General features: G+C 47.8%; 25 protein-coding genes and 2 tRNA genes. 4 read left to right on the forward strand and 23 right to left on the reverse strand.

Annotation, left to right across the window (positions count from 1 at the left end; translation table 11 throughout):
- Window positions 1–9: 9 nt before the first annotated feature.
- The 16 genes from PPHA_RS09195 to PPHA_RS09270 all read right to left on the reverse strand — a co-directional run bounded on the left by PPHA_RS09195 (window position 10) and on the right by PPHA_RS09270 (window position 15,093).
- Window positions 10–1,098 carry a hydrogenase small subunit gene (locus tag PPHA_RS09195; protein WP_012508572.1) on the reverse strand — a complete coding sequence of 363 codons (1,089 nt, stop codon included), beginning with the start codon at window positions 1,096–1,098 and terminating at the stop codon, window positions 10–12.
- 204 nt (window positions 1,099–1,302) lie between these two features.
- On the reverse strand, window positions 1,303–2,844 hold the full coding sequence (locus tag PPHA_RS09200) for an NADH-quinone oxidoreductase subunit N (RefSeq protein WP_012508573.1): 1,542 nt from the start codon (window positions 2,842–2,844) through the stop codon (window positions 1,303–1,305).
- Between the two features lie 43 nt (window positions 2,845–2,887).
- The gene (locus PPHA_RS09205) at window positions 2,888–4,522 is read right to left on the reverse strand and encodes a complex I subunit 4 family protein (protein WP_012508574.1); all 1,635 of its coding nucleotides are present in this window, start codon (window positions 4,520–4,522) and stop codon (window positions 2,888–2,890) included.
- A gap of 41 nt (window positions 4,523–4,563) precedes the next feature.
- Window positions 4,564–6,840: an NADH-quinone oxidoreductase subunit L gene (gene nuoL, locus PPHA_RS09210; RefSeq protein WP_012508575.1), complete on the reverse strand. Its 2,277-nt coding sequence runs from the start codon at window positions 6,838–6,840 to the stop codon at window positions 4,564–4,566.
- A 55-nt stretch (window positions 6,841–6,895) separates the two neighbouring features.
- A complete protein-coding gene (nuoK, locus tag PPHA_RS09215; protein WP_012508576.1) occupies window positions 6,896–7,213 on the reverse strand; it encodes an NADH-quinone oxidoreductase subunit NuoK in 318 nt (105 codons plus the stop codon).
- 23 nt (window positions 7,214–7,236) lie between these two features.
- On the reverse strand, window positions 7,237–7,749 hold the full coding sequence (locus tag PPHA_RS09220) for an NADH-quinone oxidoreductase subunit J family protein (RefSeq protein WP_012508577.1): 513 nt from the start codon (window positions 7,747–7,749) through the stop codon (window positions 7,237–7,239).
- Window positions 7,750–7,753: 4 nt separating this feature from the next.
- A complete protein-coding gene (locus tag PPHA_RS09225) occupies window positions 7,754–8,398 on the reverse strand; it encodes a 4Fe-4S dicluster domain-containing protein (protein ID WP_012508578.1) in 645 nt (214 codons plus the stop codon).
- A 45-nt stretch (window positions 8,399–8,443) separates the two neighbouring features.
- On the reverse strand, window positions 8,444–9,562 hold the full coding sequence (nuoH, locus tag PPHA_RS09230; protein ID WP_012508579.1) for an NADH-quinone oxidoreductase subunit NuoH: 1,119 nt from the start codon (window positions 9,560–9,562) through the stop codon (window positions 8,444–8,446).
- Window positions 9,559–10,761: an NADH-quinone oxidoreductase subunit D gene (locus PPHA_RS09235; RefSeq protein ID WP_012508580.1), complete on the reverse strand. Its 1,203-nt coding sequence runs from the start codon at window positions 10,759–10,761 to the stop codon at window positions 9,559–9,561. The genes nuoH and PPHA_RS09235 overlap by 4 nt, the downstream gene beginning before the upstream one ends.
- Before the next feature lie 31 nt (window positions 10,762–10,792).
- A complete protein-coding gene (locus PPHA_RS09240; protein WP_012508581.1) occupies window positions 10,793–11,311 on the reverse strand; it encodes an NADH-quinone oxidoreductase subunit C in 519 nt (172 codons plus the stop codon).
- Window positions 11,312–11,336: 25 nt separating this feature from the next.
- A complete protein-coding gene (locus tag PPHA_RS09245; protein WP_012508582.1) occupies window positions 11,337–11,906 on the reverse strand; it encodes an NADH-quinone oxidoreductase subunit B in 570 nt (189 codons plus the stop codon).
- Window positions 11,907–11,934: 28 nt separating this feature from the next.
- The gene (locus PPHA_RS09250; RefSeq protein WP_012508583.1) at window positions 11,935–12,366 is read right to left on the reverse strand and encodes an NADH-quinone oxidoreductase subunit A; all 432 of its coding nucleotides are present in this window, start codon (window positions 12,364–12,366) and stop codon (window positions 11,935–11,937) included.
- 211 nt (window positions 12,367–12,577) lie between these two features.
- The gene (locus tag PPHA_RS09255) at window positions 12,578–12,829 is read right to left on the reverse strand and encodes a hypothetical protein (protein WP_012508584.1); all 252 of its coding nucleotides are present in this window, start codon (window positions 12,827–12,829) and stop codon (window positions 12,578–12,580) included.
- A gap of 6 nt (window positions 12,830–12,835) precedes the next feature.
- Window positions 12,836–13,441, reverse strand: coding sequence for a tetratricopeptide repeat protein (locus tag PPHA_RS09260; RefSeq protein WP_012508585.1), 606 nt, complete (start codon window positions 13,439–13,441; stop codon window positions 12,836–12,838).
- A gap of 12 nt (window positions 13,442–13,453) precedes the next feature.
- Entirely contained in the window at window positions 13,454–14,503 is a 1,050-nt protein-coding gene (locus PPHA_RS09265; protein ID WP_012508586.1) for a ferrochelatase, read from the reverse strand.
- Window positions 14,500–15,093 (reverse strand): hypothetical protein, encoded by a 594-nt coding sequence (locus PPHA_RS09270; RefSeq protein WP_012508587.1) that lies wholly within the window; start codon window positions 15,091–15,093, stop codon window positions 14,500–14,502. The genes PPHA_RS09265 and PPHA_RS09270 overlap by 4 nt, the downstream gene beginning before the upstream one ends.
- Window positions 15,094–15,205: 112 nt before the next feature.
- On the opposite strand from PPHA_RS09270, the gene PPHA_RS09275 reads away from it, so the two are divergent.
- From PPHA_RS09275 to PPHA_RS09290, 4 genes are all read left to right on the forward strand, one after another.
- Window positions 15,206–15,290: transfer RNA gene (locus PPHA_RS09275), tRNA-Leu, on the forward strand.
- 11 nt (window positions 15,291–15,301) lie between these two features.
- A tRNA-Leu gene (locus PPHA_RS09280) sits at window positions 15,302–15,389 on the forward strand.
- 38 nt (window positions 15,390–15,427) lie between these two features.
- On the forward strand, window positions 15,428–15,946 hold the full coding sequence (locus PPHA_RS09285) for an HIT family protein (protein ID WP_012508588.1): 519 nt from the start codon (window positions 15,428–15,430) through the stop codon (window positions 15,944–15,946).
- A 13-nt stretch (window positions 15,947–15,959) separates the two neighbouring features.
- Window positions 15,960–16,904, forward strand: a complete 945-nt coding sequence (locus PPHA_RS09290; protein WP_012508589.1) for a class I SAM-dependent methyltransferase — start codon at window positions 15,960–15,962, stop codon at window positions 16,902–16,904.
- A 163-nt stretch (window positions 16,905–17,067) separates the two neighbouring features.
- Here the strand turns inward: PPHA_RS09290 and PPHA_RS09295 are convergent.
- The 7 genes from PPHA_RS09295 to PPHA_RS09330 all read right to left on the reverse strand — a co-directional run bounded on the left by PPHA_RS09295 (window position 17,068) and on the right by PPHA_RS09330 (window position 25,655).
- Window positions 17,068–18,284 (reverse strand): IS3 family transposase gene (locus PPHA_RS09295; RefSeq protein WP_150085534.1). Its coding sequence is split into 2 segments (ribosomal slippage): window positions 17,068–18,008 and window positions 18,008–18,284, totalling 1,218 coding nucleotides; the frame shifts between segments, so codons are not numbered across the junction.
- Window positions 18,285–18,394: 110 nt separating this feature from the next.
- Window positions 18,395–18,898 (reverse strand): hypothetical protein, encoded by a 504-nt coding sequence (locus PPHA_RS09305; RefSeq protein WP_012508590.1) that lies wholly within the window; start codon window positions 18,896–18,898, stop codon window positions 18,395–18,397.
- Complete coding sequence (locus PPHA_RS09310) at window positions 18,895–20,004, reverse strand: AAA family ATPase (protein WP_012508591.1); 1,110 nt, start codon at window positions 20,002–20,004, stop codon at window positions 18,895–18,897. The genes PPHA_RS09305 and PPHA_RS09310 overlap by 4 nt, the downstream gene beginning before the upstream one ends.
- 128 nt (window positions 20,005–20,132) lie before the next feature.
- Complete coding sequence (locus tag PPHA_RS09315) at window positions 20,133–21,494, reverse strand: TolC family protein (RefSeq protein ID WP_150085833.1); 1,362 nt, start codon at window positions 21,492–21,494, stop codon at window positions 20,133–20,135.
- Between the two features lie 105 nt (window positions 21,495–21,599).
- Entirely contained in the window at window positions 21,600–22,943 is a 1,344-nt protein-coding gene (locus PPHA_RS09320) for a replication-associated recombination protein A (RefSeq protein ID WP_012508593.1), read from the reverse strand.
- Complete coding sequence (locus PPHA_RS09325; protein ID WP_012508594.1) at window positions 22,944–23,600, reverse strand: riboflavin synthase; 657 nt, start codon at window positions 23,598–23,600, stop codon at window positions 22,944–22,946.
- A gap of 75 nt (window positions 23,601–23,675) precedes the next feature.
- On the reverse strand, window positions 23,676–25,655 hold the full coding sequence (locus tag PPHA_RS09330) for an alpha-amylase family glycosyl hydrolase (protein WP_012508595.1): 1,980 nt from the start codon (window positions 25,653–25,655) through the stop codon (window positions 23,676–23,678).
- Window positions 25,656–25,667 lie beyond the last annotated feature (12 nt).

Here is a 25,667-nt window from a genome sequence, read left to right on the forward strand (position 1 = left end):
CTCCCTGGGTTAAGCTTTATCTTGATGATCATGCTTCTCTGATTTTGCCTTCTTTACAGCGGTCACTGCAGCATGTGCGGCAGCGCCCGCAGCGGCGGCACCAACGGCAATAATACCAATTTTGTCGGCATTGCTGTCAGTGCCAAGGAACGGGACATCGGCAAGTCTCTGGTAGAATGGACCTCTGTCCCAGAAATTCGGCTCAGAGCAGCCAATACAAGGGTGACCGGAACCGATCGGAAAGCTTGTGCCCCCGTTCCACTGTATCTTGGAACAGGAATTATAGGTGGTTGGACCTTTGCAACCCATCTTGTAGAGGCACCACCCTTTTCTTGTCGCTTCATCATCAAAGCTTGAAACAAACATGCCTGCATCAAAAAAAGCACGCCGATAGCATTTATCGTGAATCCTCGTGTTATAAAAAGCTTTTGGACGACCAAAACGGTCAAGTTCAGGTAAGGTGCCAAAGGTATGGAAATGGGTAATAACACCGGTCATCACCTCTGATATCGGTGGACAGCCTGGTACCTTGATAATGGGCTTGTCTTTGATGATATCGGAAACCGGAGCGGCTCCTGTTGGGTTGGGATCAGCATTCTGCACACAACCAAATGAAGCACAGGCACCCCACGCAACGATTGCTGCTGCATCGGCGGCAGTCTCTTTCAGAGTATTCAGAAAAGAATCGCCGCCTACCATGCAATAAACGCCATCATCTTTTGTGGAGGCGTTTCCTTCAACAGCGAGGATGTATTTTCCCTTGTACTCTTTCATGATCCTGCGGCGCTGATCCTCAAGCTGATGACCTGCAGCAGCGCTGAGAACATCATCATAATCAAGGGAGATCATGTTGAAGAGTATGTCTTCAATAGAGGGGTGGGATGATCGGATAAAAGACTCGGAACAGCAGGTGCATTCAAGGCCGTGAAGCCAGATTACCGGAGTCCTTGGTTTCTTCTCCATTGCCTCGACAATAGTGGGCAGCAGAGACGGTGAAAGACCAAGATAGACTGATGTAAGGGAGCAGAACTTCAGAAAGTCTCTGCGGCTTACCCCCCTCGCTCTGAATACATCGGCAAAGGTCTGATTACTTTGCATCACTACCTCCATTTAATAATATCAGTTTATCTGGAACTATTTCTTAAGAAAATAAGAGAATTAAGGGATTTATCCTTTCATTTCCGAAATGATCATCATAAAAACTCATTATCCAAAAGGTAACAATTGTTCTCGGAACTCCCATAAAAAAACCCCGTTCATCCTTGCGAAAAACGGGGTCTAAAGCATTGACTCAGGCTCTGCTCACTTCACTGGAAAGGTAATGCCAAACATGGAGGATGAATGCATGGCAAAATCAGAGAGCGGTGTGAAAAAGAGACCGAAAAAGATGGTCAGAAACATCAGGAAGGCCATCAAAATTTGAGCGGTCATCCCGGGGTTCATATTCCTGTCGTCAGGCTGTTTTGATTCACGAAGGAACATGTTGAGAGGAATCAGCATGTAGTAGTAGAGCGATATCACACTGGTCATGATACCGATAAGGGCAATCCAGATGTAGAGGGAACCTTTGTCGAGCAGTGCAAGGAAGATCATAAACTTGCCATAAAAGCCCACCGTCGGGGGAAGGCCGACAAGAGAGATCAAAAAGACGGTCAATGCAGCGCCTGCAAGCGGCATTCTTTTGCCAAGGCCACGATAATCGTCAAGGTTTTCACTGCCGGTTTTGTTCGAGATAAGAATCACGACATAGAATGCTCCGAAATTCATGAGGAAATAAGAGAGCAGATAGACAAGGGTCGCCTGGGTACCAATCTTGTTTATAAGAATGACACCGAGGAGCAGATAACCCGCATGAGCAATGGAAGAGTATGCGAGCAAGCGTTTGACATTTTTCTGCCAGAGAGCCACGACGTTGCCATAAATCATTGATGCAACAGAGAGGATCAGGAGCAGCGAGAGCCAGTCGAAACCGAGAATATCTTCGTAGGGAAGACCACCATGGGGCACAGCGACATAGAAAAAGCGCATAAGCAGGGCAAACCCTGCTGCCTTTGAGGCAACGGAAAGATAAGCGGTAATGGGAGTCGGGGCTCCTTCATAGACGTCGGGCGTCCAGAAATGGAACGGTACGGCACCAATCTTATAGCCAAATCCAGCCAGAATCAGGAGCGTAGCCAGAATCATCAGGAGCGGATCGTAGCCATGTGTGGCGAGCTCGGCGCTGATCTTGATGAGATTAGTCTGGGCAGTAAGACCGTAGATGAGTGAAAAACCGTAGACCATGAGGCCTGATGAGACTGCGCCATACACAAGATATTTCAGGGCAGCTTCCGATGAACGGGCGTCGCGTTTGAAATAGCCGGTAAGAATGTATGCGGTGAAACTCACCAGCTCCATCGAAAGGAAGATCATCAGCAGATCAGCAGAAGAGGCCATCATGATCATACCGATTACCATAGCTACGATGAGCGCATAATACTCACCCATACTTTTCACCTCCCGCTCGAACTGCTCGTCAGCCATCGTAACGATAACGGCAAGCATACCCGAGAAGACGGAAAAGTATTTAAAAAAGAGAGCAAACTCATCAAGGACATACATCCCGAAAAAAAGCTCTCCCGCTGGCAGGCTATCCTGCTGGTAAATGAAGACGACGCTGCCCGCAAGCCCGAGAAGGGTTGTTATGGAGAGCAGATTGTTTTTGCGCCCTTTTGCAACGAGATCAACCAGGATCAAGAGCATAAAAAGCACGGACAGATAAATTTCAGGTATAAAAAATCCAACGCTTGCTTTCAGACTCGCAATTATACCTTGAATTTCAGCACCTGATGGCAGCTCGAACATAATTCTCTTCGTTTATTCTTTAACCTCAGTCAATTCCATTAAATCACATCTGTGACATCACCACGGGTGAAAGCACTTGAACCAACTTGTTAATGCTCGTCGTCAGCATACCGAGCACAGGCATCGGATAGATACCAAGGAAAATAGTAATCACAACGAGCGGGACAAGCATGGCAAGCTCACGTCCGTCAAGATCAAGCTTTCCCTTCCAGTCATGAAAATGGATATGCTCATGACCATCTTCACCAACTTCAAGATCATAAGCCGCATCATCCCTTCTCTTGCCAAGGAACATCCTTTGCAGAGACCAGAGCAGGTAAGCTGCACCGAAAACAATGCCGAGCACCGAGACAATGGCGATAGGCCTTGTTGTTTCAGAACTGAAAGCGCCAACAAAGACCAACGCTTCAGAGATAAAACCACTCAGACCAGGAAGACCAAGAGAGGCAAACCAGGCAACCGTAACAATGGCCGCATAGACCGGCATGTATGAAGCGAGTCCGCCGAATTTTTCGATCTGGCGAGTATGCGCCCGGTCATAGATAACACCGACCAGAAGGAAGAGCATGGCGGTAATGGTGCCATGATTAAACATCTGATAAAGCGCACCAACCATACCTTCGCTGTTTCCGGCAGAAAGACCGAGCAGCACGTAACCCATGTGACTGATCGAAGAGTAGGCAACCATTTTTTTAAGATCCTTCTGTGCCAGTGCACAGAAAGCGCCGTAGATAATGTTGATGGCACCAAATATTCCTATGACATACATCGAGGCCTGAAAGACCTCGGGAAACAGCGGAAAGTTGATACGAATCATGCCATAGGTACCAAGCTTCAGAAGCACACCGGCAAGGATAACCGAAATAGGTGTCGGCGCTTCAACGTGAGCATCAGGAAGCCATGTATGGAATGGAAACATAGGCACCTTGATAGCAAAACCGATAAAGAGAACAATAAAGGCGACATAACGCCACACAACATTATCGGGGCCGAGAATGGCATCCTTGATATAATTTTCCTGGCTTGCCATGGCAACAAGGCTGAAGGTATGGTTTCCGGTCAGCGGATCGATGACACTGAAATAGAGTCCGATCATGACAAGAAGCATGAACACCGAACCAAAAAGCGTATAGAGGAAAAACTTGATCGCTGCATATTCACGGTTAGGACCACCCCAGATGCCAATAAGGAAGTACATCGGAAGAAGCATAACCTCCCAGAAAACGTAAAAGAGGAAGAAGTCAAGCGCTACAAAACAGCCCATCATAGCCGAGGCGAGCAGGTTGTAGAGGATAAAATAGCCCTTCACCTGTTTCTGTATGGTCCAGCTTGAAAGAATACCAATTGCCGAGACAAGGGCAGTCAGAATCACCATGGTGACCGATATTCCATCAATACCAAGGAAATACTCAATGTTCAGTGAACCAAAACCACCAAGATTGAGACTGATCCACGGAACCCTCTCAACAAACTGGAATGAGCCCAGCGGACTTCCCCCTGGCCCAGCGGTTATTCCGGGTAGCGCAGGATCATAACCTCTCCAGATCAGAACCGCCAGCACTCCCTGGGCAAGAGCCGCAAGCAATGAAACAATTCTGATTATCTGCTTTTGCGATGAAGGCACAGCAAGTATTACCAGACCGGCAATAATAGGCAGAAAAACAATTAAACTCAGCATGTTCCGTGTCTGTAAGTTTTCAGATTAAAAGTAAATCTATCTTAGTAGATCAGTCGTGTAAAATAAAAAACAAAGTAACCAGCAAGCACAAGAAGCAACATCACAACATAGGTTTGCACCTTGCCGGTCTGAAACTTTCTCAATACAGCGCCCGTTGTATTGACGGTGAAAGCTGTAAAATTCACGAGGCCATCAACCACGTTTCTGTCAAATCCGTCATTAAGGAAAGCGAATTTTCTGACCAGAAAAGCAACGCCATTGACTATTCCATCAACAACATTGGTGTCGAACCAGGAGAGCATTTTAGCAATAACCATTGACCCCTTGATAACCGTAGCATCATAGATCTCATCCCAGTACCACTTGTTAAGCGAAAAGAGGTAAAGTGGCCTGATGGATTGGGCTGTTTTATCAGGATCAATAATCCTGAAGACGTAAACAACAAATGCCATGCCAATACCGAGCGCAACCATCAGGGTGGAAATATAGATTGCGGTGTAGTGCGCAGCATGTCCGGCATGAACGATTTCTGCCTGGCGCGGATCCGAGTAGACTTGTCCGCCATGTCCAACTGAAGCAACACCATGTTCGGCAACACCATGAGCAGCTCCATGTTCAGGAAGAGCGACTTCAGCAGCCGGAACAACTCCCGCAAGATGCGGTGCAACCGTACCTGCAGGATGGGCACCTATCTGTGGATTGGCGGCACCCACAACCGTTGCCGGGGTCGGAATCATCTTCATAAACCACCCTTTTGCGCCATCAAGGGGATCCGGGGAATAGACAAAAAATACGGAAAGTGTCGCCAGAACAACAAGTGGCGCCCGCATGTTCCATGAAACCTCATGTACTCCATGAGCAGCATGATGATCGTCGGTATGCGCATCATGACTGGCATGTGCATGATGAGCCTGATGATGATTGTCGGCTGGTTTCAGGTGCGTGCGACTTTCACCGAAGAAGACAAGCCATATCTGACGCCCCATATAGAAAGCGGTAAGCATGGCAGAAAAGAATCCAAGAGCAGGAATGAGATAATAAATACCGCCACCCTCTACCTCAGCAAAACCGAGAGCGCCTGCAAGAATAGCATCTTTGCTCAGAAAACCGCTGGTAAGAGGCAAACCGGCAAGGGCAAGCGTTGCAAGGGTAAAGGTTGCAAAGGTCCATGGCATCTGTTTGCGAAGACCGCCCATCCAGCGCATGTCCTGTTCATGGTGCATGGCATGGATAATGGCGCCTGAACCAAGAAAAAGACAGGCTTTAAAAAATGCGTGCGTAACAAGGTGAAAGAGTGATGCCGAGTAGGCGCCAACACCAAGACCAAGAACCATGTATCCAAGCTGCGAGACCGTCGAATAGGCAAGAACCCTTTTGATGTCATGCTGGGTAATTGCTATGGTTGCTGCCATGAAGGCTGTCATGGCACCGATAAAGGCGATAACATGCAGTGCGTCAGGTGTCAGCATCACAAAGATGCGGGCAACAAAGTAAACGCCTGCGGCAACCATAGTAGCCGCATGGATCAGGGCCGATACCGGTGTCGGGCCCTCCATGGCATCAGGAAGCCATACATGAAGCGGGAACTGAGCCGACTTGCCTACGCAGCCCATAAAGAGAAGGATACCCGCAGCCGTTAACCAAGCATTGGAGAGAGCAAACTTTCCTGCTGCAAGATTGGCATAGATCTGCTCGAAGCTGAAGGTGTGGAACTGGGAATAGAGAATCAGAATACCAAGCCACATACCGATGTCGCCGACACGGTTGGCAAGAAATGCCTTTTTCTGTGCATCAGCCGCACTATCCTTTTCAAAGAAGAATCCGATAAGAAGATAGGAAGAGAGACCGACGAGTTCCCAGAAAATATAGATAGCGAACAGATTATCAGAGAGTACGATGCCAAGCATGGAGAAGGTAAAGATCCCCAGATAGGCAAAATACCTTCCATAATTCTTGTCCCCGGCCATATATCCGGTTGAATACAGGTGAACAAGCAGGCTGATAAGCGTTACCATTGTGAGCATAATGGCCGTGAGGTTGTCGATAACAACGCCCATCTTGATCTGCAGCGGGCCTACCCCCGGTACATTGCCCAAATCAATCCAGGTAAAATCCCAGGCAATCCTGAATGCCGGATCGTAGGCCTGCACAATGACCGACCAGAAGATATAGGCAGAGATGCCAAATGCTGTGCCAAGTATTCCAACTCCAAGAAAATCACCGTTTCTGGGAAGACGACGATTAAAAAAGATAAGAATGACAAACGAGAGCAGCGGCAGCAGCAGTACGACTATTGATAACTGAATTAAACTGTGCATGTTCCTTTAGTTTACACCGAAAAAAAATTAATACTTTTGGAGCTGTAACGCCCTGTTACTCTTTCATTGAATCAATACTTGAAACATCGACGCTCTTGAATATCTTGTAAATATTGATCACGATAGCGAGAGCAATGGCAGCTTCAGCGGCGGCGATAACAATAATAAAGAGAGCAAACATCACTCCTTCCATCCCACCGTTATATTTTGAGAATGCCAGAAAATTGATGTTGGCCGCATTAAGAATAAGCTCAACACCCATCAGGACAACGATGGCATTTCTCCGGGTCATGACGGCAAAAAGGCCGAAACCCAGCAGAAAGGCCGATATTGTCAGGTAATGATTGAGTCCAATAGTCGTCAACTGTTCCATACTGTAATAGACTTATTAATTCGTTATTTACCAGGCTTGTCGAAACGCGCGAGAAATGCTGCCCCGATAAGTGCTGCAAGCAGCAGAATCGAGACCATTTCAAACGGAAGAACATAGCGTGACATGGTTTCAAATCCAATCCGCTCCACAATACTGCCCTGAAGCATGGTTTCGGAGGGCATCCATCCATGCGTGGTATAAAAAGTATAGAGCAAGCCTCCAACAATGGCGGCAAGCAAAAGCGTACCGGGAATGATATGAAGCACCTCACTTTTCTGACCGACATGCATGATGCTGTTGGTAAACATCACACCGAAAAGCAGCAGAACAAGAATACCACCCACATAAACAACAACCTGGGTAACTGCAATGAAATCAGCACTCAAAAAAACATAGAGAGCAGCCACACCAAAAAAAGTGAAGAGCAGCGAAAAAGCAGAATAGATAACATTCCGCGTAAAGACGACAAAGGCGGCTGAAAAGAGCGTTATGGCCGCAAAGAGATAAAAGATGACCGTATAGGTTGGGTTACTCATAGTGTTAGAGCACATTAATTGGTTCGCCTGATTCTCCGCCCTTGCTTGCCTTAAGGGCCTCCGCTGCCTTCTTCTCCTTTTCCGCCTGCGCCTTGGCCTGGATTTCAGCAAGCTTGCGACGTTTGGCCTCAGCCTCAAGATGGGAAAGGTTTCCGAAATGATAGATAAAATTGCTTCGGTCAAACTCAGAAAAATCACTTACCGGAGTATGCACAAGACATTCGGTCGGACAGACTGTTGTGCAAATACCGCAGGTCATGCACTTTGCCACATCGATATCAAAAACAGGAATCCAGAACTTTTTCTGCTGTCCATCGGAGGTTTTTCCACAAAGCGCCATATCATCCGGAGCAACTTTGATAGTCTCCATAGTAATACAGGAAATCGGACATGCCCTGACACACTGACCGCAACCGATACAATCTTCAATTTTATTATAAAGACGGTAGCGACCATGCTTTGGTGTGGGGATCACCTCCCTCGGATACTGCAGGGTGCAGAGACCGTCAACCTGACGGAAATAATCTACATCATCAAGACCAGCATCACCTTTGCGATGGATGGCATTGAAAAAATGCTTCAGGGTGATTCCCATGCCGGCAGCAATCGTAACTGCTCCGGTTTTTATATTCCCGAAATACTCACTCATAATCTATACGTCATTACATTCCCGGTCATTGACTGTTGAACTCTCTTAAGGGACATACACTTCCCATATTGCGGTCAGCACAAAACTGATAAAGGCAAACGGCGTCAATACTTTCCAGCAGAGGTACATCAACTGGTCAACCCTCAAACGGGGAAGAGTCCAGCGAAGCCACATCTGCACGAAAATAAAGAAGAACCCTTTCGATATAATCCAGAATGCACCCCAAACAGGCCCGTTTGTCCAGTCGTTAAGGGCAATTGCTCCGAGGTTAGGCAGAGGAGAATTCCATCCACCAAGAAAGACAATGGAGATAATGGCTGAAACCATGAACATGCTGCCATATTCAGCAAGAAAAATAACGGCGAACTTCATGCCAGTGTATTCAGTAAAGTAACCCGCAACCAGTTCCGATTCTGCTTCCGGAATATCAAATGGAGCACGGTTCACTTCAGCAAGCGAAGCGATAAAATAGATGAGGAATGGAAGCCAGGCAATCGGCGACTGAAAGAGGAAAAAGTGTGCAAATCCCCAGGTGCCCGACTGCAAAACGGTAATCTGCTGCATATCAAGTGTACCAGCCATCATCGCACCACAAAGAAGCGCAATTGCTGCAGGAATTTCATAACTCACAATCTGGGCAACGCTGCGGACCGCTCCATAAAGCGACCACTTGTTGTTGGAACCCCAACCGGCAGCAAGAATACCAACAACTTCAATTGCCACAATGCCGATTGCAAAAAACAACCCGACATTCAGGCTTGCCCCGATAAAGGCGGAACTGAAAGGAAGAACAGCAAAAGCAAGGAAAGAGCCAACAAAAAGTACACCAGGGCCAATAACAAAAAGGAACTTGTCGGCTGATGCAGGAACGATATCCTCTTTCTGCAGAAGTTTCAGAATATCGGCAATCGTCTGCAGAATACCCCATTTGCCAACCTCCATAGGACCAAGGCGATCCTGCATGAACGCTGAAATCTTCCGTTCACCATAGACACCGTAAGTCAGCGAGTAGAGTGCAATAAAGACAAGGGGAATGGCTGCGAGAATAACTAACCCAAGTGGCAAGCCAAAAAGATAGAACCCGGCAAGAGCTTCCGACCAGGAATTGAGACTGTTACCCATAAGAAAAGGCATGCTAAATTGCGATAAAGCCGTTGAACTCATCTATCAACCTCCCCAAGAACGATATCGATACTGCCAATAATAGCAACAAGATCGGGTATCAATTGGCCTTTTGAAAGGTCCTTCATTGCTGAAAGGTTGACAAAGCAGGATGAACGCGCCTTGCAACGAAGAGGTTTTGTCGATTTTCCATCACTCATAATGTAAAAACCAAGCTCGCCACGGGGATTCTCTGCGCGGGCATACACTTCGCCTGCTTTAGGACGGATCCGTTTAGGAATGGCCGATCTCGGATTGAAACCCTCAGCAGTTGGCATCTTGTCGATACATTGCTCAATAATTTTAAGGCTCTCGTCCATCTCATAGGCACGCACCAGATGGCGCGAAAGGCAGTCACCAACCACAGAAACCTTGCCATCGGGCACCGGAACAGAAAAGTCAAGCTCCGGATAGACCGAATAAGGGTCGTTTCTCCGTAAATCCCACTTGACACCTGAACCGCGAAGCATGGGACCCGACCAGCCATAGTTGATAGCAACGTCCGCTGGCATGATACCGATCCCTCTGGTTCGTTTGACAAAAATCTCGTTCTCGGTAAGCAGGTTGCAAAGCTCTACCGCTTTAGGCCTGAAATAAGTGACGAACTCCCCGACCCTCTTGAAAAAATCAGAAGGCACATCATAGGCGAGACCACCGATCCATATATAATTATAGAGCATTCGGGCTCCTGATGCCCATTCAAGGAGACCAAGAATAATTTCACGATCACGAAAACAGAAAAGGAAAGGCGTAAATGCGCCAAGATCAATTCCATAAGTACCGATAGCAACAAGGTGTGAAGCTATCCGGTTCAGCTCGGCAACAATAACACGGATAAATTCGACTCGGCGGGGGATCTCAATATCAAGAAGCTTCTCAACGGCCATAGCGTAAGCCTGCTCACTGTTCATGCTGGCCAGATAGTCGAGGCGGTCGGTATAAGGCACAATAGCCGGATAGTCAACATGCTCACAAGACTTTTCAAAACAGCGGTGGAGGTAACCAAGATAGGGCTCCGCCTCGGTAATCACCTCACCATCGGTAAGACACTCCAGCTTGAGAACACCATGGGTTGAAGGATGCTGCGGGCCCATGGCAAGGATCATCTGCTCTGTAGCAAGATCTTTTTCAATCACAACGACATTGTCGTTTTTTCGGGTAACCCTGACCGAACCCACTCCGGCTATATCTAATTCCTGCATACTTGAGCTGCTTTTACTATTTAAACCACTGTTAGTAGGGTACCTTTATTCCGTGATAGCTCTCCTGCACCTTATAATCCTTGCGGAGCGGAAAACCTTCCCAGTCCTCGGGACAAAGAATTCTTCTCGGATCGGGATGGCCGGTAAAAACCATGCCGAACATATCATAAGCCTCCCTTTCATGCCAGTTGGCTGTATGCCAGACACAGGCAACACTCGGTATGAATCCACCATCACGGGCACACTTCACCTTGACAGCCAGCTTATGATTGAATAAGCCAAGAGATTCAAGATTGCAGACAATACCTACTTTCTCCTCGGCCTGATAATCCACACCACTCAGGCAGGCCATGTAATTAAACTTGAGCTTTGCATGATCACGCATGAAGAGGGCGATATCAACCCAGAGATCTGTGTTGAGAACCTCAAAAAACGGCATGGTCTCATTGGCATCGAAAGCCGACACTGCAGAACCAAATCGTTCCTGGATAATCGCATAAGCCGCTGCACTCTCTGCTGCCGACCGCGAAACAACCTTACCTTCTTCCATCTTGACAGTATGCCTGTTTATTTAATTATGCTCCGGCAGCCTTACGCTCCCGCTCAATAACAAACTGGGGATCAACACTTTTTTCAGCCAGCTTCTTCAGTGCGTCCGCCCTTGAAAGACCAATCTGCTCCATCCGGATAAGCTCCTGAACCTTCATCAAACCACCAATAAGTGACTCAGGTCTTGGAGGACATCCTGGTACAAAAACATCAACAGGAATAACACGATCAACCCCCTTAAGCACATGATAGCCATGCTCCCAGTACGGACCGCCGCAGTTGGAACAGCTTCCCATCGATAACACATAACGAGGTTCAGGCATCTGCTCGTAGAGACGAATAACCCGTTCCGCCATCTTCATGGTTACGGTACCGGCAACAATCATCAGATCGGACTGACGGGGAGAGGAACGAGGGAAAATACCAAAACGCTCCAAATCGTAATTGGAGGCATTGGTCGCCATCATCTCGATAGCACAACATGCGAGACCAAAACCCATAGGCCAGAGCGAAGAGAGCCGAGCCCAGTTCAAAACATTGTCAACCGATGTTATCAGCACATTGTGCTGTGTTATCCCGGCATCAAGTAAACCCATAACATCTAAAAAATATGGTGAATAGGAGTTAACCCCTGAGAGCGCCTGACTTTCCTGACGGCATTTCAGGCATTTTCGGAATATTTGGAGTAGGCCTTACCCAATCCAGATCCCCCTTTACCCAGGCATAAGCAAGACCAAGCACAAGGATACCGGCAAAAACAAGAGCCTCAATCAGCGCAAATTCGCCAAGTTGCTTGAACACGGTCGCCCAAGGGTAAAGAAACACAACCTCAACATCAAAAATGATGAAGATAAGAGCTACAACATAAAACCGGATATTGAACTTTACCCAGGCACTGCCTACAGCCTCTTCGCCACACTCATAGGTTGAGTTTTTGGCTGGATTCGGTCTGCTTGGGCGCAGCATTCGAGCTGTCAGATAACCACCGGCTACAAAGACAACTCCGAGGGCGAGGAAGGCAAAGACATTGCCAAAATTACTCAGGGTCTGATCCATACAAGGCCATTTTGAGTTAATCCCGGTCTAAAAAGCAACACATTTTGATTCTGCATATAACTTCAGTGCAGGTGCGCAAATATAAAAAAAAAATCCTTTGATCACAGAAAAAAAGAGGCTTCATGCTGCACACTCGAGTATTTATTCTCAAACCATGTGCATTCATTCAAAAAATACAGTATTTTCAATAAATAATTATTCTTTCAGGCAATCAATGCCCTTCGCCGTAAAATTTATTGCCAATTTGCATAAATACCCTTAAAAGTACATACACCACAAGAAAAACAATCACAAGGACAACCACTTGCGTGACAAGCCATGAGCCAGTAAGCGCAAACACTCCCTGCCCAAGTGTGGCAATAACCACCATCCAGATAATCGGTGACCAGGCAATTCCAAGAATAATCGGCAGGCCGGTTTTCATAAACCGCTTCTTGGTCTCAAAATCAGGAAAGAGTTTCATAGTATTTTAAAAAAAGAGGCTTCCGATCTGCTCAGCCAATGCTGCATCGAGCGTTTTTAATAATTCATACTCCCTTTTCAGCCCTTTCATATCCCCTCTCGCCAAATAATACATGGCGCTCTTGCTGTGTGCTTCAGCATTTTCAGGTTCAAGATCAAGCGCTTTTTCAAAAGCCTCCTTTGCCTTGTCATACTCACCAAGATCAAGATAGGCATCGCCCAAAACGCAATAAATTTCAACATAGTCAGGGTCAATCTCCAGCGCTCTCTTCAGCGTCTTCAAAGCCGCCTCTTCCTTGCCAAGCGTAAACTGTACAAAACCAAGATGTTTGTATGCCGGTATACAGCCCCTGTCGAGCACAATGGTTTTCAGCAGATCACAGGCCGCTTTTCGATAAACACCCATCGAAATATTGGTGACCGCACGTGCATAGAGGGCCTCCGGGTCACGAGGCCTGACCTTAATGCAGCGGTCGAGCAGCTCAATTGCCTCCGTGTTGCGCTGAAGGTCAATATAGAGTAACGCCAGAGCATATTGGTGAGCGGTATTCCCGGGCTCCTCCCGAAGTGCCAGCTCCAGTTGCTCTCTCTCTTTGTCAAGTACAGCGTTCAATGGCTCTAAATTTTACGGTTTACATGCAACACTCTCAAAAGCTGACTGCAGATTGAAGAGAGCCTGAAGTTCATCGAGCACCTCATCGGCAAGCCAGCGTCCAAATGCCGGGGAATCATTAATACAGCGGACATACTGGAATACAGGAAATCCGGCCTGTTCAAGCTCCTTGCAGGCATCATACTCGGTTTCACTATTATCGGCAAAAAAGCCATAGGGAAACATAACCACTCCATCATAACCCTCACGCTTGAACTCCAGCAGCGCCTTTTCAATCGTATCAGAAGTCCACTCCCCTCCTGTCGAATGATTCATGCAACCCTGACGCACATCGTGAAAAATATTTTCAGGATCTGCCATGATCTTGCGTTTCATCACCTCAAAAAATGCAATAGTCTCCTCAAGACCGGTAAAAAGTTTCGGAGGATTTCCTGCACGATTCTTCACCAGCGTGCCATGAATAACCAAAACAAGACCGATTTTCCCACCTTTACAAAGACGCACAGGAGCGGAAAGCTGGCTGAAAAGGTACTCAATATAAATACGGTGAAGGCGATCCTTTTGCCACAGTTTGCTCATCACTTTTACCTTGCTGAAGGACGTATCACCATAAAGGTCGATAACCATCTGACATGCCACACCGCAGGAAAACGCCGATTCCACAGGGATCATAGGCACAACAACAATACCGTCATAATCATGACGCAACTGCGGAAGCATCACATCGAGATAGGGGGGAACAAAATAATAGGCATCGACTACGGTAATAGAAGCCTTTGCAAGCAAAGGGCTCCCGCTTTCAGAAATAGCCGCCGCAACTATTTTTGTCTGGGCACGATTGATGGCAAGGAGCGAAGAGCAATAACGATTGAGCTTCCAGTTGATATAATGCCTTGTTGAACGAAAATCAGCAATAAAGTAGATCATTGCTGTCGGTATTTTAACAATCTGGCGAGTAACAACCTTAAGAATTTTCCGTGAACTCGGCCAGAGGTTCCTTACAGTAACCTTTTCAACCTCTCCGTATGTAGTGACCACAACGGCATATCGCTTCTTTTTCACAATCCTGTCCACCACTGTAACTCAGCAACCATGAGAACAAAACCAACGATAGCCCCCACAAGGGTTTGCATTAAGTTATGGGCTTTCAGAAAAATTCTCGACCACATCAGTATCGGCACAAGAAGCAACAACCACAAGGCAACAGCGCCAAACTGCATAAAAAGCAGCCCAACAGATGAGGAGAGGGTGAAGAGATGAATACTGATCTTCCATTGCAGGGTAATGAGCAGGATAAAGACCGTATTGACCGCATTAAACAACAAAATACCCGTAAGAATCCTCGGAGGATGCAGTTGTTTCATAAACTCATAACCAAGGGCATTGACCGCAATCAGCACCAGCAATGGCAGAAAGCGCTGCTCCCTGTAAGGAATATTATAATCAGAAATCTTCCCCACCTTTTTCAGGCCGGAAATAAGAAGGACTGGAGCAACCGTACTTGAAAAAAAGAGCACCATCAGGTACGAAAGACTTTTCACGTCATGACCATATCCAAGCAGAACAACCGCGATATAGACTGCAGGCGCAACAACTATCGGACTGATAACCCAGGAGATAACGTTTGCAAAACGGTGTAGGTTAAACGGCATAGGCTCAAAAACGTATAAACCGAAATGAAAATTTTAGCGTCATACGCCGCAAAAGTATCCCGAAATATAGTTTTTTTTAGAAAAAAAACCACGTATATTCTTATCCTGTAATGCGAGAGTGGTGAAATTGGTATACACGCTAGTCTTAGGAACTAGTGCCGTGAGGCGTGAGGGTTCGATTCCCTTCTCTCGCACCACTCAGAAACAGGCCAAAGTGGCGGAACTGGTAGACGCGCTGGACTCAAAATCCAGTGAGTGAATAACTCGTGTGGGTTCGATTCCCATCTTTGGTACCAATATCAGCAACCCAAGCAATTTAGCGGGACACTTCTCCATGAACAGAATGTATTCACCATGGCGTGAAGTTTACATGCAGTCTTTCAAGGATGACAAGCCTGCTGCTGAAGATGGTAAATCGGTTTTTGCCGATATTCCCCCGGAGGAAGATGAAAAGCGCTTTGTTCTTTACAGGGCAAAAAAATGCTTCATCATCATGAACCTCTACCCCTACAACTGCGGGCATCTCATGGTGATTCCCTATCAGCAGACCCCCGACCTGTTAGAGCTTGACAAGGAGACAAAACTTGAGCTCATGGAGTTGACCGATCTCTCCATCAGGGCTTTGAAACTTACCGTTCGGCCCCAAGGGTTCAATGTCGGTGTTAATCTTGGAAGTATCGCCGGAGGAAGCATCGATAACCATATCCATTTCCACATTGTTCCACGCTGGGAAGGTGACACCAATTTCATGCCCGTCCTCGCCGACGCAAAAGTTCTCAGCAATGATATGCGCTCCACCTATAAGAGCCTGAAAAAAGCCTTCACTGACCTTACCCAGGCAGAAGAACAATAGCCTCCTGCATGGAATGGAAACCGTTCCCTGCCCGATAAGCGGCTCTACCAACTTCACACCCTGCCTTCAGGTGCCCGACCGTTTCGACTCTACCGGAAAAGAGCGATGGCAGCTTCTGCGATCATCTGCCTCAGGGCTGATTATGCTCAACCCCCGTCCTGACAGCTCCGAAATAGCCCGGCATTATCACTCTGAACACTATGACCCTCACCTGCTGGCACAAAACAACCCCTCCTTCAGAGATAGAGCATACCTCGCCGCACGATCACTCCTTCTTGGTTACCGAGCCTCACTCATCCTGAGAGAGTGCCGGACACCCCTGCGGCAAGTTCGCGTACTTGAAATCGGCTGTTCAACCGGAGATCTCCTGAACTATTTTCACCGACGAAAAAGGATTCCACTCCATAACCTTGCCGGAGTGGAACCCGACAGCGAGGCTGCGGCATACGCAAGGGAGCGCTTCAGACTGAATATCTCCCCTTCACTGAGCGATGCAACAGACAAAGAGAGAGTGTTTGATCGCATTGTATTGTGGCACACCCTGGAGCATATTCACACCATCCACGACACCCTTGATTATGCCGCTAAACAGCTTGCAAAGGAGGGAGTGCTGATTATTGCCCTGCCCAACCCGGAAAGTTATGATGCAAAACAGTACAAGGAAAACTGGATAGCCTGGGACGCACCACGGCATCTCTACCACTTTGTACCCGAAACCCTTGAAAAGCTGCTGGAACAGCATAACCTGCGGGTTGTCAATCGCCAACCCTACCTCCCCGACTCACTCTACAACACCTTGTACAGCGAAAAACTTCGCTGCAAGAGAGCGAAAAAAGGGTTTCATGCTCCGCAATGGGGAAACGCACTGCTAAAAGGAGTTGCAGCAGCAGGTATCGGAGCGCTGCTGCCAGTGAAAGCATCAAGTCTGATTTATTTCGTCAGAAAATCACAGCCATAAACGAACGGCCAGTGTCAATTCCATATTGGCACGATTGTAGGGGCAGGCCACAGCGTACCCTTTTTCAATATGCGAGAATTGACGAAATATAAAACGAGATATTGAAGTGGACCCCAACCGGTGGACAAAAAGTGGCTGAGTTTAAGTTGGTAACCTGACCTGTTCATGCAGCGGAAAGGCGCTGCCCCTCTTTTACCTTTAACTCTTCTGTCTGCTTGTTCTTGTTATACTTGTCAACTATTCTTGCACCACCTCCAACGGCTGTCCGGTAAACCTTATCTGGCGTACTGTAGCCCAACGACTGATGCTGCCTTTCAACGTTGAACAATACAAAATATTCCTTTAATCCGCACTGTAATTCTGCTGCGGTGGAGTAACCTTTGAGATATATATCCTCATATTTGACACTCCTCCAGAGTCGTTCGACAAAGATGTTGTCCAGTGCTCGGCCACGTCCATCCATGCTAATACTGATGGATGGGTGCTCCGTGAGCGCTCCGACAAAGGCGGCACTCGTAAACTGGGCGCCTTGATCGGTGTTGAAGATATCGGGTGTCCCGTATTTTCGTAACGCTTCTTGCAGACAGTCAACGCAAAAGGTGCTTTCCATCGAGTTCGATAATCGCCAGGAGAGTACTTTCCGGGAATACCAGTCGATGACTGCCACCAGATACATAAAGCCCTTTGGAAGGCGAATATAGGTGATGTCAGTCGACCAGACTTGGTTGGGTTTTGTGACATCAACTCCCCGCAAGAGATAGGGGTAGATCTTGTGCTCCGGATGCGGTTTGCTGGTGTTGGGGCCCGGTGCCATACCGGCCAGACCCAACCTTCGCATAAGCCGCTGAACCCGTTTCCGGTTGATCTGGTAACCCTCGCTACGAAGATAGTGCATGATTTTACGACTACCATAAAATGGATGCTTGGTGTACTCCTTGTCAATCAGTTCAAGCAACTGCAAGTCTTCTGCATCAGGAAACAACACGATAGACGGCAAATATATCGTCGAACGATTAACGGACACAAGGACGCATTGCTTTGCCACCGGCAATGGCTCTTTGTCGCTGACCCACCATCTGCGCACACTCATAGGGACAGTCCGGACTTTTTTTTAAGCCAATCCAGCTCGACCTTTAACCGCCCGATTTCCGTATAAAGCTTTTCAGGATCTGCAGCCGGTTCAACTGGTTTTGGACCCCGTTTGGCTTCAAACAAGCTTGATGCCTGTTCCTGCAACTCTTTCTTCCACTTACCGACCTGAACGGGGTGTACTCCAAATTCCTGACCGATTTCATTCAGCGTCTTGACCCCTTGAATAGCCTCAAGTGCCACCTTGGCCTTAAAGTCACTGCTGAAATTTTTTCGTGTCCTTTTTGTCATTACCTGCTCCTTTTTGGGGCAAGTTAACAACTTAAACCACTGTCTAAAATTCGGGGTCCACTATATAAAAAAACATTAACTCAATTTTCATAAGCATGACGGTTTCTCTTTCAGACACTGAATAAAAATGGCCTGACCGATAACAGGATGCGGCTGAGTTCATCTTCATTATGCTTCATAAGCTCATCCATCCATAGCTCATTTTTGTTATCGGGACAACCATCTGCAAGAATTTCGCCAATTTGCTCAAAACTCTTTCTGCATTTTGTCTTTAACTTCTCTGGTTCAGACAGCACTCCAAGAACAAACACCCTGTTTTTCAGATCATCCGGAATATCGCATGTCACCCTATGTAACCGTTCTTTGTGAGAACACCCTTCGTAACAGTCAAAATCAATCAGCAAGAGGACAATACATGCCCTGTATTTTCGCATTTCCGGAACAAGTTGAGCTGTAAATTTCGACACCACCTTTCGCCAGCCTCCCGCGAATTTGTCAATGATAATCGAGCGGGCGTTAATATTCAGGGAAAGCGTAAAACCGATTGCAATTTTTTCGTTAGCCTCGTCTTCCGGCAAAACAATGACATGCGGCTTTTCCCTGTTTCCACTCATAGCTCTATATCTCCACGAATAAGGGATTCAGCGAGATTGCCGTTGAAAGGTATATCACTGAGCAATCTTATCAATGTTGGTTCCAGATGGCTTTTCCGATCAAGCACAAAAATGTTGTCATTCGAAAACTTGCGGATAGCTTCTTCATTGTGTGAAGTTACCAGAATTTGGCCGCTGCATTTGAATGACCGGCGCAATGCTGTTATAAAATGTCCAACCTCTGACAAGGAGAGATAGTTGTCTGGTTCGTCCCAGAAGCAGAAAAGCGGTCCATAAAACTTATTAGCAGCAAGGACAACAGAACAGAGAAAAAAGCATTTTTCGCCGTCTGATAAGTCTTTAAAGTCAAGTTTAAGTGTTGCCTGGTTTGCTTCAAATTGAACAACCATACTTTTGGCATCTTCGCCAATCACCTTGTTCTGAATATCCTTGATATCAGGGATCACTTCACGGAGATATTTATCAAGCTCCGTATAAGCTGCTGGATAAAGACTGAGCAGGCCGGAAAACCACTCTCCGAAGTTTGATCCATCACGTTTGGCTTGAAAGGTTTCACCGCTGGACTTTCCCGTCATAAAACCCGGAATTGGAGCTAAGATAATCATGTTGGCAAGCCATGTTCTGAAAATACGAAGGGGATCAGTTTCTGACTTTTCCTGAATTACCGGAAGCGCAACAAGATGCCAGTCAACTGAAAACTGAGGCTGATGATTTCCCGGGCTTTTGGCAAGAGTAACGGAAGCCTCTTTTCGGAGATAAACCGGCTGCTCAGAAACGATAAGTTGCTCTTCAAGAACGCGAAGCTCTTTGAATTTTTCCGGCAAATCAAAAGCAAGCACATATTTGTATAAATTCTCGCCCAGCAATATCTCTATTTCAAAGCGCATCGGCACATCGGATCTTCCACGTGAAAAATCCTTGGACTGAACAAGCTCTTTTACTCTGTTTACACCTCTGCCGATAGATTGAAACAGCTCCAGCACATACGATATGGTGGATTTACCTGAACCGTTTTTTCCGATAAGAAGAGCTGATTGGAATTCTTTTAAATTAAGCTCAAAATTTTCCAGACATCTGTAGTTGTGTACATAAAGTCTTTGAATCATCACACAGCAATTTTCTATTAATCAAGCAATACATCCTGAATGACCAACTACGTGAAATTACTGAAGATCACGATCACTTGAACAAGTTAATCAGGAGCAGAACGCACATGAATTATTGTTCCGGTCAATCAACCCTGTAAAGCAACCTCAACACGTGAACGCCCCAAGGCCTTTTCGAGCTGAACGCCTGCTACAAGATAGTCGTAAACGGCCTGCAGATAGTTGGTTTTTGCCTTGTTGAGCTGGAGTTCGGCATCCGTTAACTCAAGACGGGAGCCAATACCCTCCTTGAAACGGAGGAGCGATATGCTGTAACTGCGTTCCGCAACACCTATGGTTTGGGACTGCACCTCAATTCTCTTTTGCGACTCCCTGAAATTTAATACCCGAACCTCAATTTCAGCCCTGATGTTTGCCCTCAAATCTTCAAGCCTTGTGCGGGTCTGCAGTTGGGCTATCTTTGCCTGCTCAACCTGGGAGCTGATGCGATACCCTGTAAAAATCGGCATGGTGAACTGAAGGCCAACTGAAGAGGAGGATGGCCAAACCGAATCAACGGTACGGACATCATCATTAAATGCTGTTTGCGTCTCCAGCTTGCCGAATGCCGAGATCACAGGAAAGCGTTCGGCACGCACAGCGCTGACTTTTTCACCCTCTGCCTTGACCTGAAAATCAAGCTGGCGAAGATCGGGCCTTGCATCAAGCGCTTCACGATATGCCGCAGCAATATCCGCAGGATAGGTGGCCGAAGAGAGTTCAAGCTTGCCACTCAGCACGATGCTGCTGTCGGCAGGAACTCCCATCACATTTTTCAGCTTGGTCATGGTAATCGCCACCCGGTTTTGCGCTTGCAGAAGATCGGGGCGAAGATTTTCAACCGAGAGAAAGGCCTTGAGGGTATCGATATCAGCGGCAATACCCTGACGGAACATGGCGCGAGTATCCTTTCTTGACTGCTCCCAGCGGTCAATACTCTGCTCAATGAGCTTCAACTGATCTTTGGAAATGAGGGCATCAAAATAGGAGATCTTGATGTCGGCAACGACGGACGCTTCAGCATTCAGGTAAGCTGCCTCGCTCATCTTCCGGACAATACTTGCCGCTTTGATACCGGTAAAAGCAGATACATTGAAAATTGGCTGACGAAGATCAAGGGTAGCGTGTCCGGCATTATCGGAACTTGTTTCGAGTGTGCTGGGAAAACCCTGGCCCGGTGGCAAGAGCAGCACGGAGGATTTCAGTGTGCGGGTATAGGTAAATCCGGTTGTAAGCTGAGGCAGCACCTCCGACCATGTCTCCCGGATTTTTTGCCCGGCCATATCCCTGTCAAGCCGCGCAATTTCAAGCATACGACTTCTCTCAAGCCCGATACGCACGGCATCGTCAAGGGTTATTGATTTTGTCTCCCCCGCAGCGGCGGCAGCATGCAACGACAAGGGAGAGGTGAGCACAAGGACAGTCAGCAGCAACAAAAGTATCAGTCTCATCCTGTTCATAAACGGGTCAGTCTTGATGAAAAAAAACTTGCCTCCAGCTTTCTGGAAACGCAACGGCACGAAAGAATATACAAAGAGCATCAGGTTTCATAACAATCAGGGGCTGTATCGCTCACTCCATAAATGGCTGAGGCGCTCCCGAATATATTTTTCCCGCCCCTCATCACCGGGACGGTAATAGGCTTTCGGCTCCATTCCTTCGGGAAAATAGTGCTGCGAAACAAAATGGAAAGGATAACTGTGTGGGTATTTGTAGCCAGCGCCGTACCCTTCATTTTTCATGAGTTTGGTCGGCGCATTGCGCAGATGAAGTGGAACTGCGAGATCCTGCATCACTTTGGCCTCACGCATGGCTTCATTGATGCCCTGATAGCTTGCATTTGATTTTGGTGCAGATGCAAGGTAGGTAACTCCCTGGGCAAGATTGATGCGTGCCTCGGGCATACCAATCATCGCTACTGCCTGAAAAACAGCGATGGCAAGCGTTATGGCATAGGGGTCGGCATTACCGATATCCTCGCTTGCGAAGATGACCATCCGCCGTGCGATGAATTTTGGATCTTCCCCTCCCTCGATCATGCGGGCAAGCCAGAAGAGTGCTGCATCGGGATCGGAACCCCGCATGGATTTGATAAAAGCGGAGATGATGTCATAATGGTTCTCTCCTCCCTTGTCGTAGATCGGCGCCTTGTACTGCAGGGCACGCTCAAGCAGCTCCCTCGTCAGCACCATTTCTGAAGCGCCTTCCGGGAAAAGGGATATGGCCGCTTCGACAGCGTTCAATGCTTTACGTGCATCGCCGCCGGAAAACTGGAGCAGAAAATCGAGGTCGGTAATCTCAATGGAGAGATCCCGTAACAGACGATCCTCTTTCAGCGCGCGCCGAATAACCAGCTCAATCTCTTCACTGCCAAGAGGCTTGAGAATATAGACCTGCATCCTGCTCAACAGAGCGCCGTTCACCTCAAAGGAGGGGTTTTCGGTCGTTGCGCCGATAAGCACGATGAGCCCCTGTTCTATCGCATGGAGCAGCGTATCCTGCTGCGCCTTGTTAAAGCGGTGAATTTCATCAATAAAGAGGATGGTTCTGCGACCTGAACGGCGTGATTTCTCAGCCTGCTCAAGCGCCTTGCGCACCTCCTTTACTCCGGAATCGATGGCTGAAAGCTGTTCAAACGAGTAGTTGAGTGATGTGGCGCAAATTTCAGCGAGGGTGGTTTTACCGGATCCGGGAGGGCCCCAGAAGATCATTGAGGGCATCTGGCCACCGGAAAGAAATTTGCGAAGCGGCCCGTTTGCTCCAACCAGGTGCTCCTGCCCTGCCATATCATCGAGGGTATGCGGTCGAACCCGTTCGGCAAGGGGCTGAAAAGAATCCCCGGCAGATGAAGTGGCAGAAAAGCCGAAAAGATCGGACTGCATGTTTTCCGTTTCCGCCATTTAAAATCCCTGCTCCCTGAGCCATCCCTCATCAATTTTCGAAGCGACTGCGACAGATGAGGGGGGGCGACCAAGCTGGCGGGCCACATATTTGCCAAGAATATCGAACTCAAGGTTCACCCGGCTTCCTGATTTCAGCTCATTAATGGTGGTTTGGGCAAAGGTATACGGGATAACCGCCACAGCAAAAAGCAGGGGCTCAAGCTTTGCAACGGTCAGGCTGATGCCGTCAATCGTTATCGAACCGGCAGAGACAATAAAGGGGCTGAAAGCGTCAGGAAATGCAATCCAGATTTCGCGGCTGGAACCAAGCTCCCTGATTTTTTCGACAACGGCAGCACAATCAACATGGCCGAGCACAAAATGGCCGCCAAGGCGATCCTGGGGACGAACCGCCCGTTCAAGGTTAACGAGAGATCCATGATGGAGCGAGCCGAGCGTTGTTTTGGAGAGGGTCTCCTCGACAGTATCGACCTCAAACCACCCCTCTCCAAGAGCGACAACGGTCTGGCAAGCGCCGTTGATGCTCACACTCTCGTCAACAGAAAGGTCAGCAAACTCTGCAGCATTACTGAACTGCACCCTGAGCCGCAGACCTCCCTGACGCCGTGTCACTCCCCCCACCCGGCCAACATCCTTGATAATTCCAGTAAACATGGTATTCCTATTCACTTCAATAAACAAACAGCATCACAATGATACATCAAAACCCGGCTTTCCCGGCTCAATATATCACCCTTGACCGTAGACCACAAACCCTGCCGCTGGTACCGTAATTTGTACCGCAGAACCCTCAATTGGCATAACAGAAACACTGCGGCCAAGCTGAAGAGCATCAGTAGAAAAAAGGCAGTTCATGGTACTTCCCGCTGCATGAATAGCGCTGTCTACCACAATCCAGAGGGTAAGCTCGCGCTCGGTATCGGTATTGATTGCACAAAGAGATTCCGAACCGGCAAAAATTCGTGACCAGGCAATCACCCAGTGCAATTCACCATTGACTGGCTGAGGATAGTAAAATTCACCATCACGACCACTCTCCGACACAGGCCGCAGATATTGCCGGCCACGGGAAAGCTCAAGATGCTCGCGACGCAGACGGATTACTTTCTGCACAAAGCGGTAAATCTCGTTCTTCTCATTAAAAAAGTGTTTTCCGCTACTCCTGAAGGAGCCGAAATCACCTCCAAACATGCACTCCCGCAGAAACACATCACTATAGGAGTTGTCATCCGTACGGGGATCAGCGCCGTTAAAGCCCTGTTCTGTACCGTAATAAATGCAGGGAATACCCGCTGAGGTCAGGTTAAGACCAAGCGCTGCAGGAAGCAGACGGGCGCTTCGGGCAGCATCACCGGCAAAACGAAACTTGTGATTGACGCCAACCTGGTCATGATCATCAAGCATGGTGACAATATGCTTTGAATACCATTGATGGCTCCTTCGGTTATCGAGAATACTGTTGCGGAAAAGATCGAAATAACCCTCCTGCTCTGCCGTTTCGGGATTTCCGGGGCTCCTCCACCCTTTGACCAGAAACTCAAGTTTATCGGGAAGATCATCAATACCAAGCGCAGCATCAAGACCGGTAGTATCAAGAATGGTTGCCGCATAAGAACGACCACCTGTGATTTCACCAATAATCGTAAAATTTTCCTTACCGATTGATTCAGCAAATTCATGGATAGCGGTCGCAAAAAACCTCACCGCCCCCGGCTCCATATGCTTGACCGTATCAAGCCGGAATCCGTCAAGATCGGCAAAAGCAATCCAGAAGCGATAGACATCGGTCAAATAACGAAGCGCCAGAGAAGGGGTAAACTCCTTGACACGCCGTTCGATATCCTGAACGACAAAAGGATCACGAAGGGCATCTCCAAGATGAATATCCTTGAGCGAACAAAAATCACCATCAAGAAACTCAGGAAAAGAGTCCCACTGCATGATCTCTCCATGACAGGTCCAGGTATCGGGTGACTGCAGCTCCTCAGGCCAGACAGCCCCGTCAGGCCAGGCTCCGTTCTCAAAACAGGCTGGAGCTGTGTTGAAGGGAATGCTGCCCGCCTCACCACTGGAAAGCCGGTAACCGCTGACCGGCCACTCTCTTCCTTCCGAATAAAAATGGCGCTGATTACCCTCGTAAGCAAAAACGTCACCAGCATGATTGATGATGATATCAAGAATCACCCTGATGTCAAGCTCGTGCGCCGCCTTCACAAACTCCTTCAGCTCCTCTCTGCTACCGAAATGAGGATCAACATCAAGAAAATTCTGGATACCGTACCCATGATAATCGTTACTTCCCGTTACCTGCCGGAAAACAGGACTGACCCAGATAGCCGTTATGCCAAGCCTCTTGAGATAACCAAGTTTCTTCTTCATCCCGGCAATGGTACCGCCACACCACTGTTTTCCTGATTCAAACCAACTCGTCCATTCCGCCGTACCACTGTCGGTCAGGGGGTTAAAGGGTGGAGTCGTACGTTTTCCCGAGTGCCTGGCCACCGGCCTCCCTTTTGTATCACCAAATCCACCATACTCCCGGCCATCAGAAAAACGGTCAAGAAAAAGAAAATAGAGCACCTCATCCGACCATGAGGCTGGGGAGGGATAAAAAGGACGTTTTTCAACGAGAGACTGAAAATCTATATCACTGAGCCGTCGTTCAACGGCAGGAACAGATATACCTGCAGCTTTTGCACTCATTATCATGATGATTTTTAT

The organism is Pelodictyon phaeoclathratiforme BU-1 (assembly GCF_000020645.1).
In the GTDB taxonomy this organism is placed as follows: domain Bacteria; phylum Bacteroidota; class Chlorobiia; order Chlorobiales; family Chlorobiaceae; genus Chlorobium; species Chlorobium phaeoclathratiforme.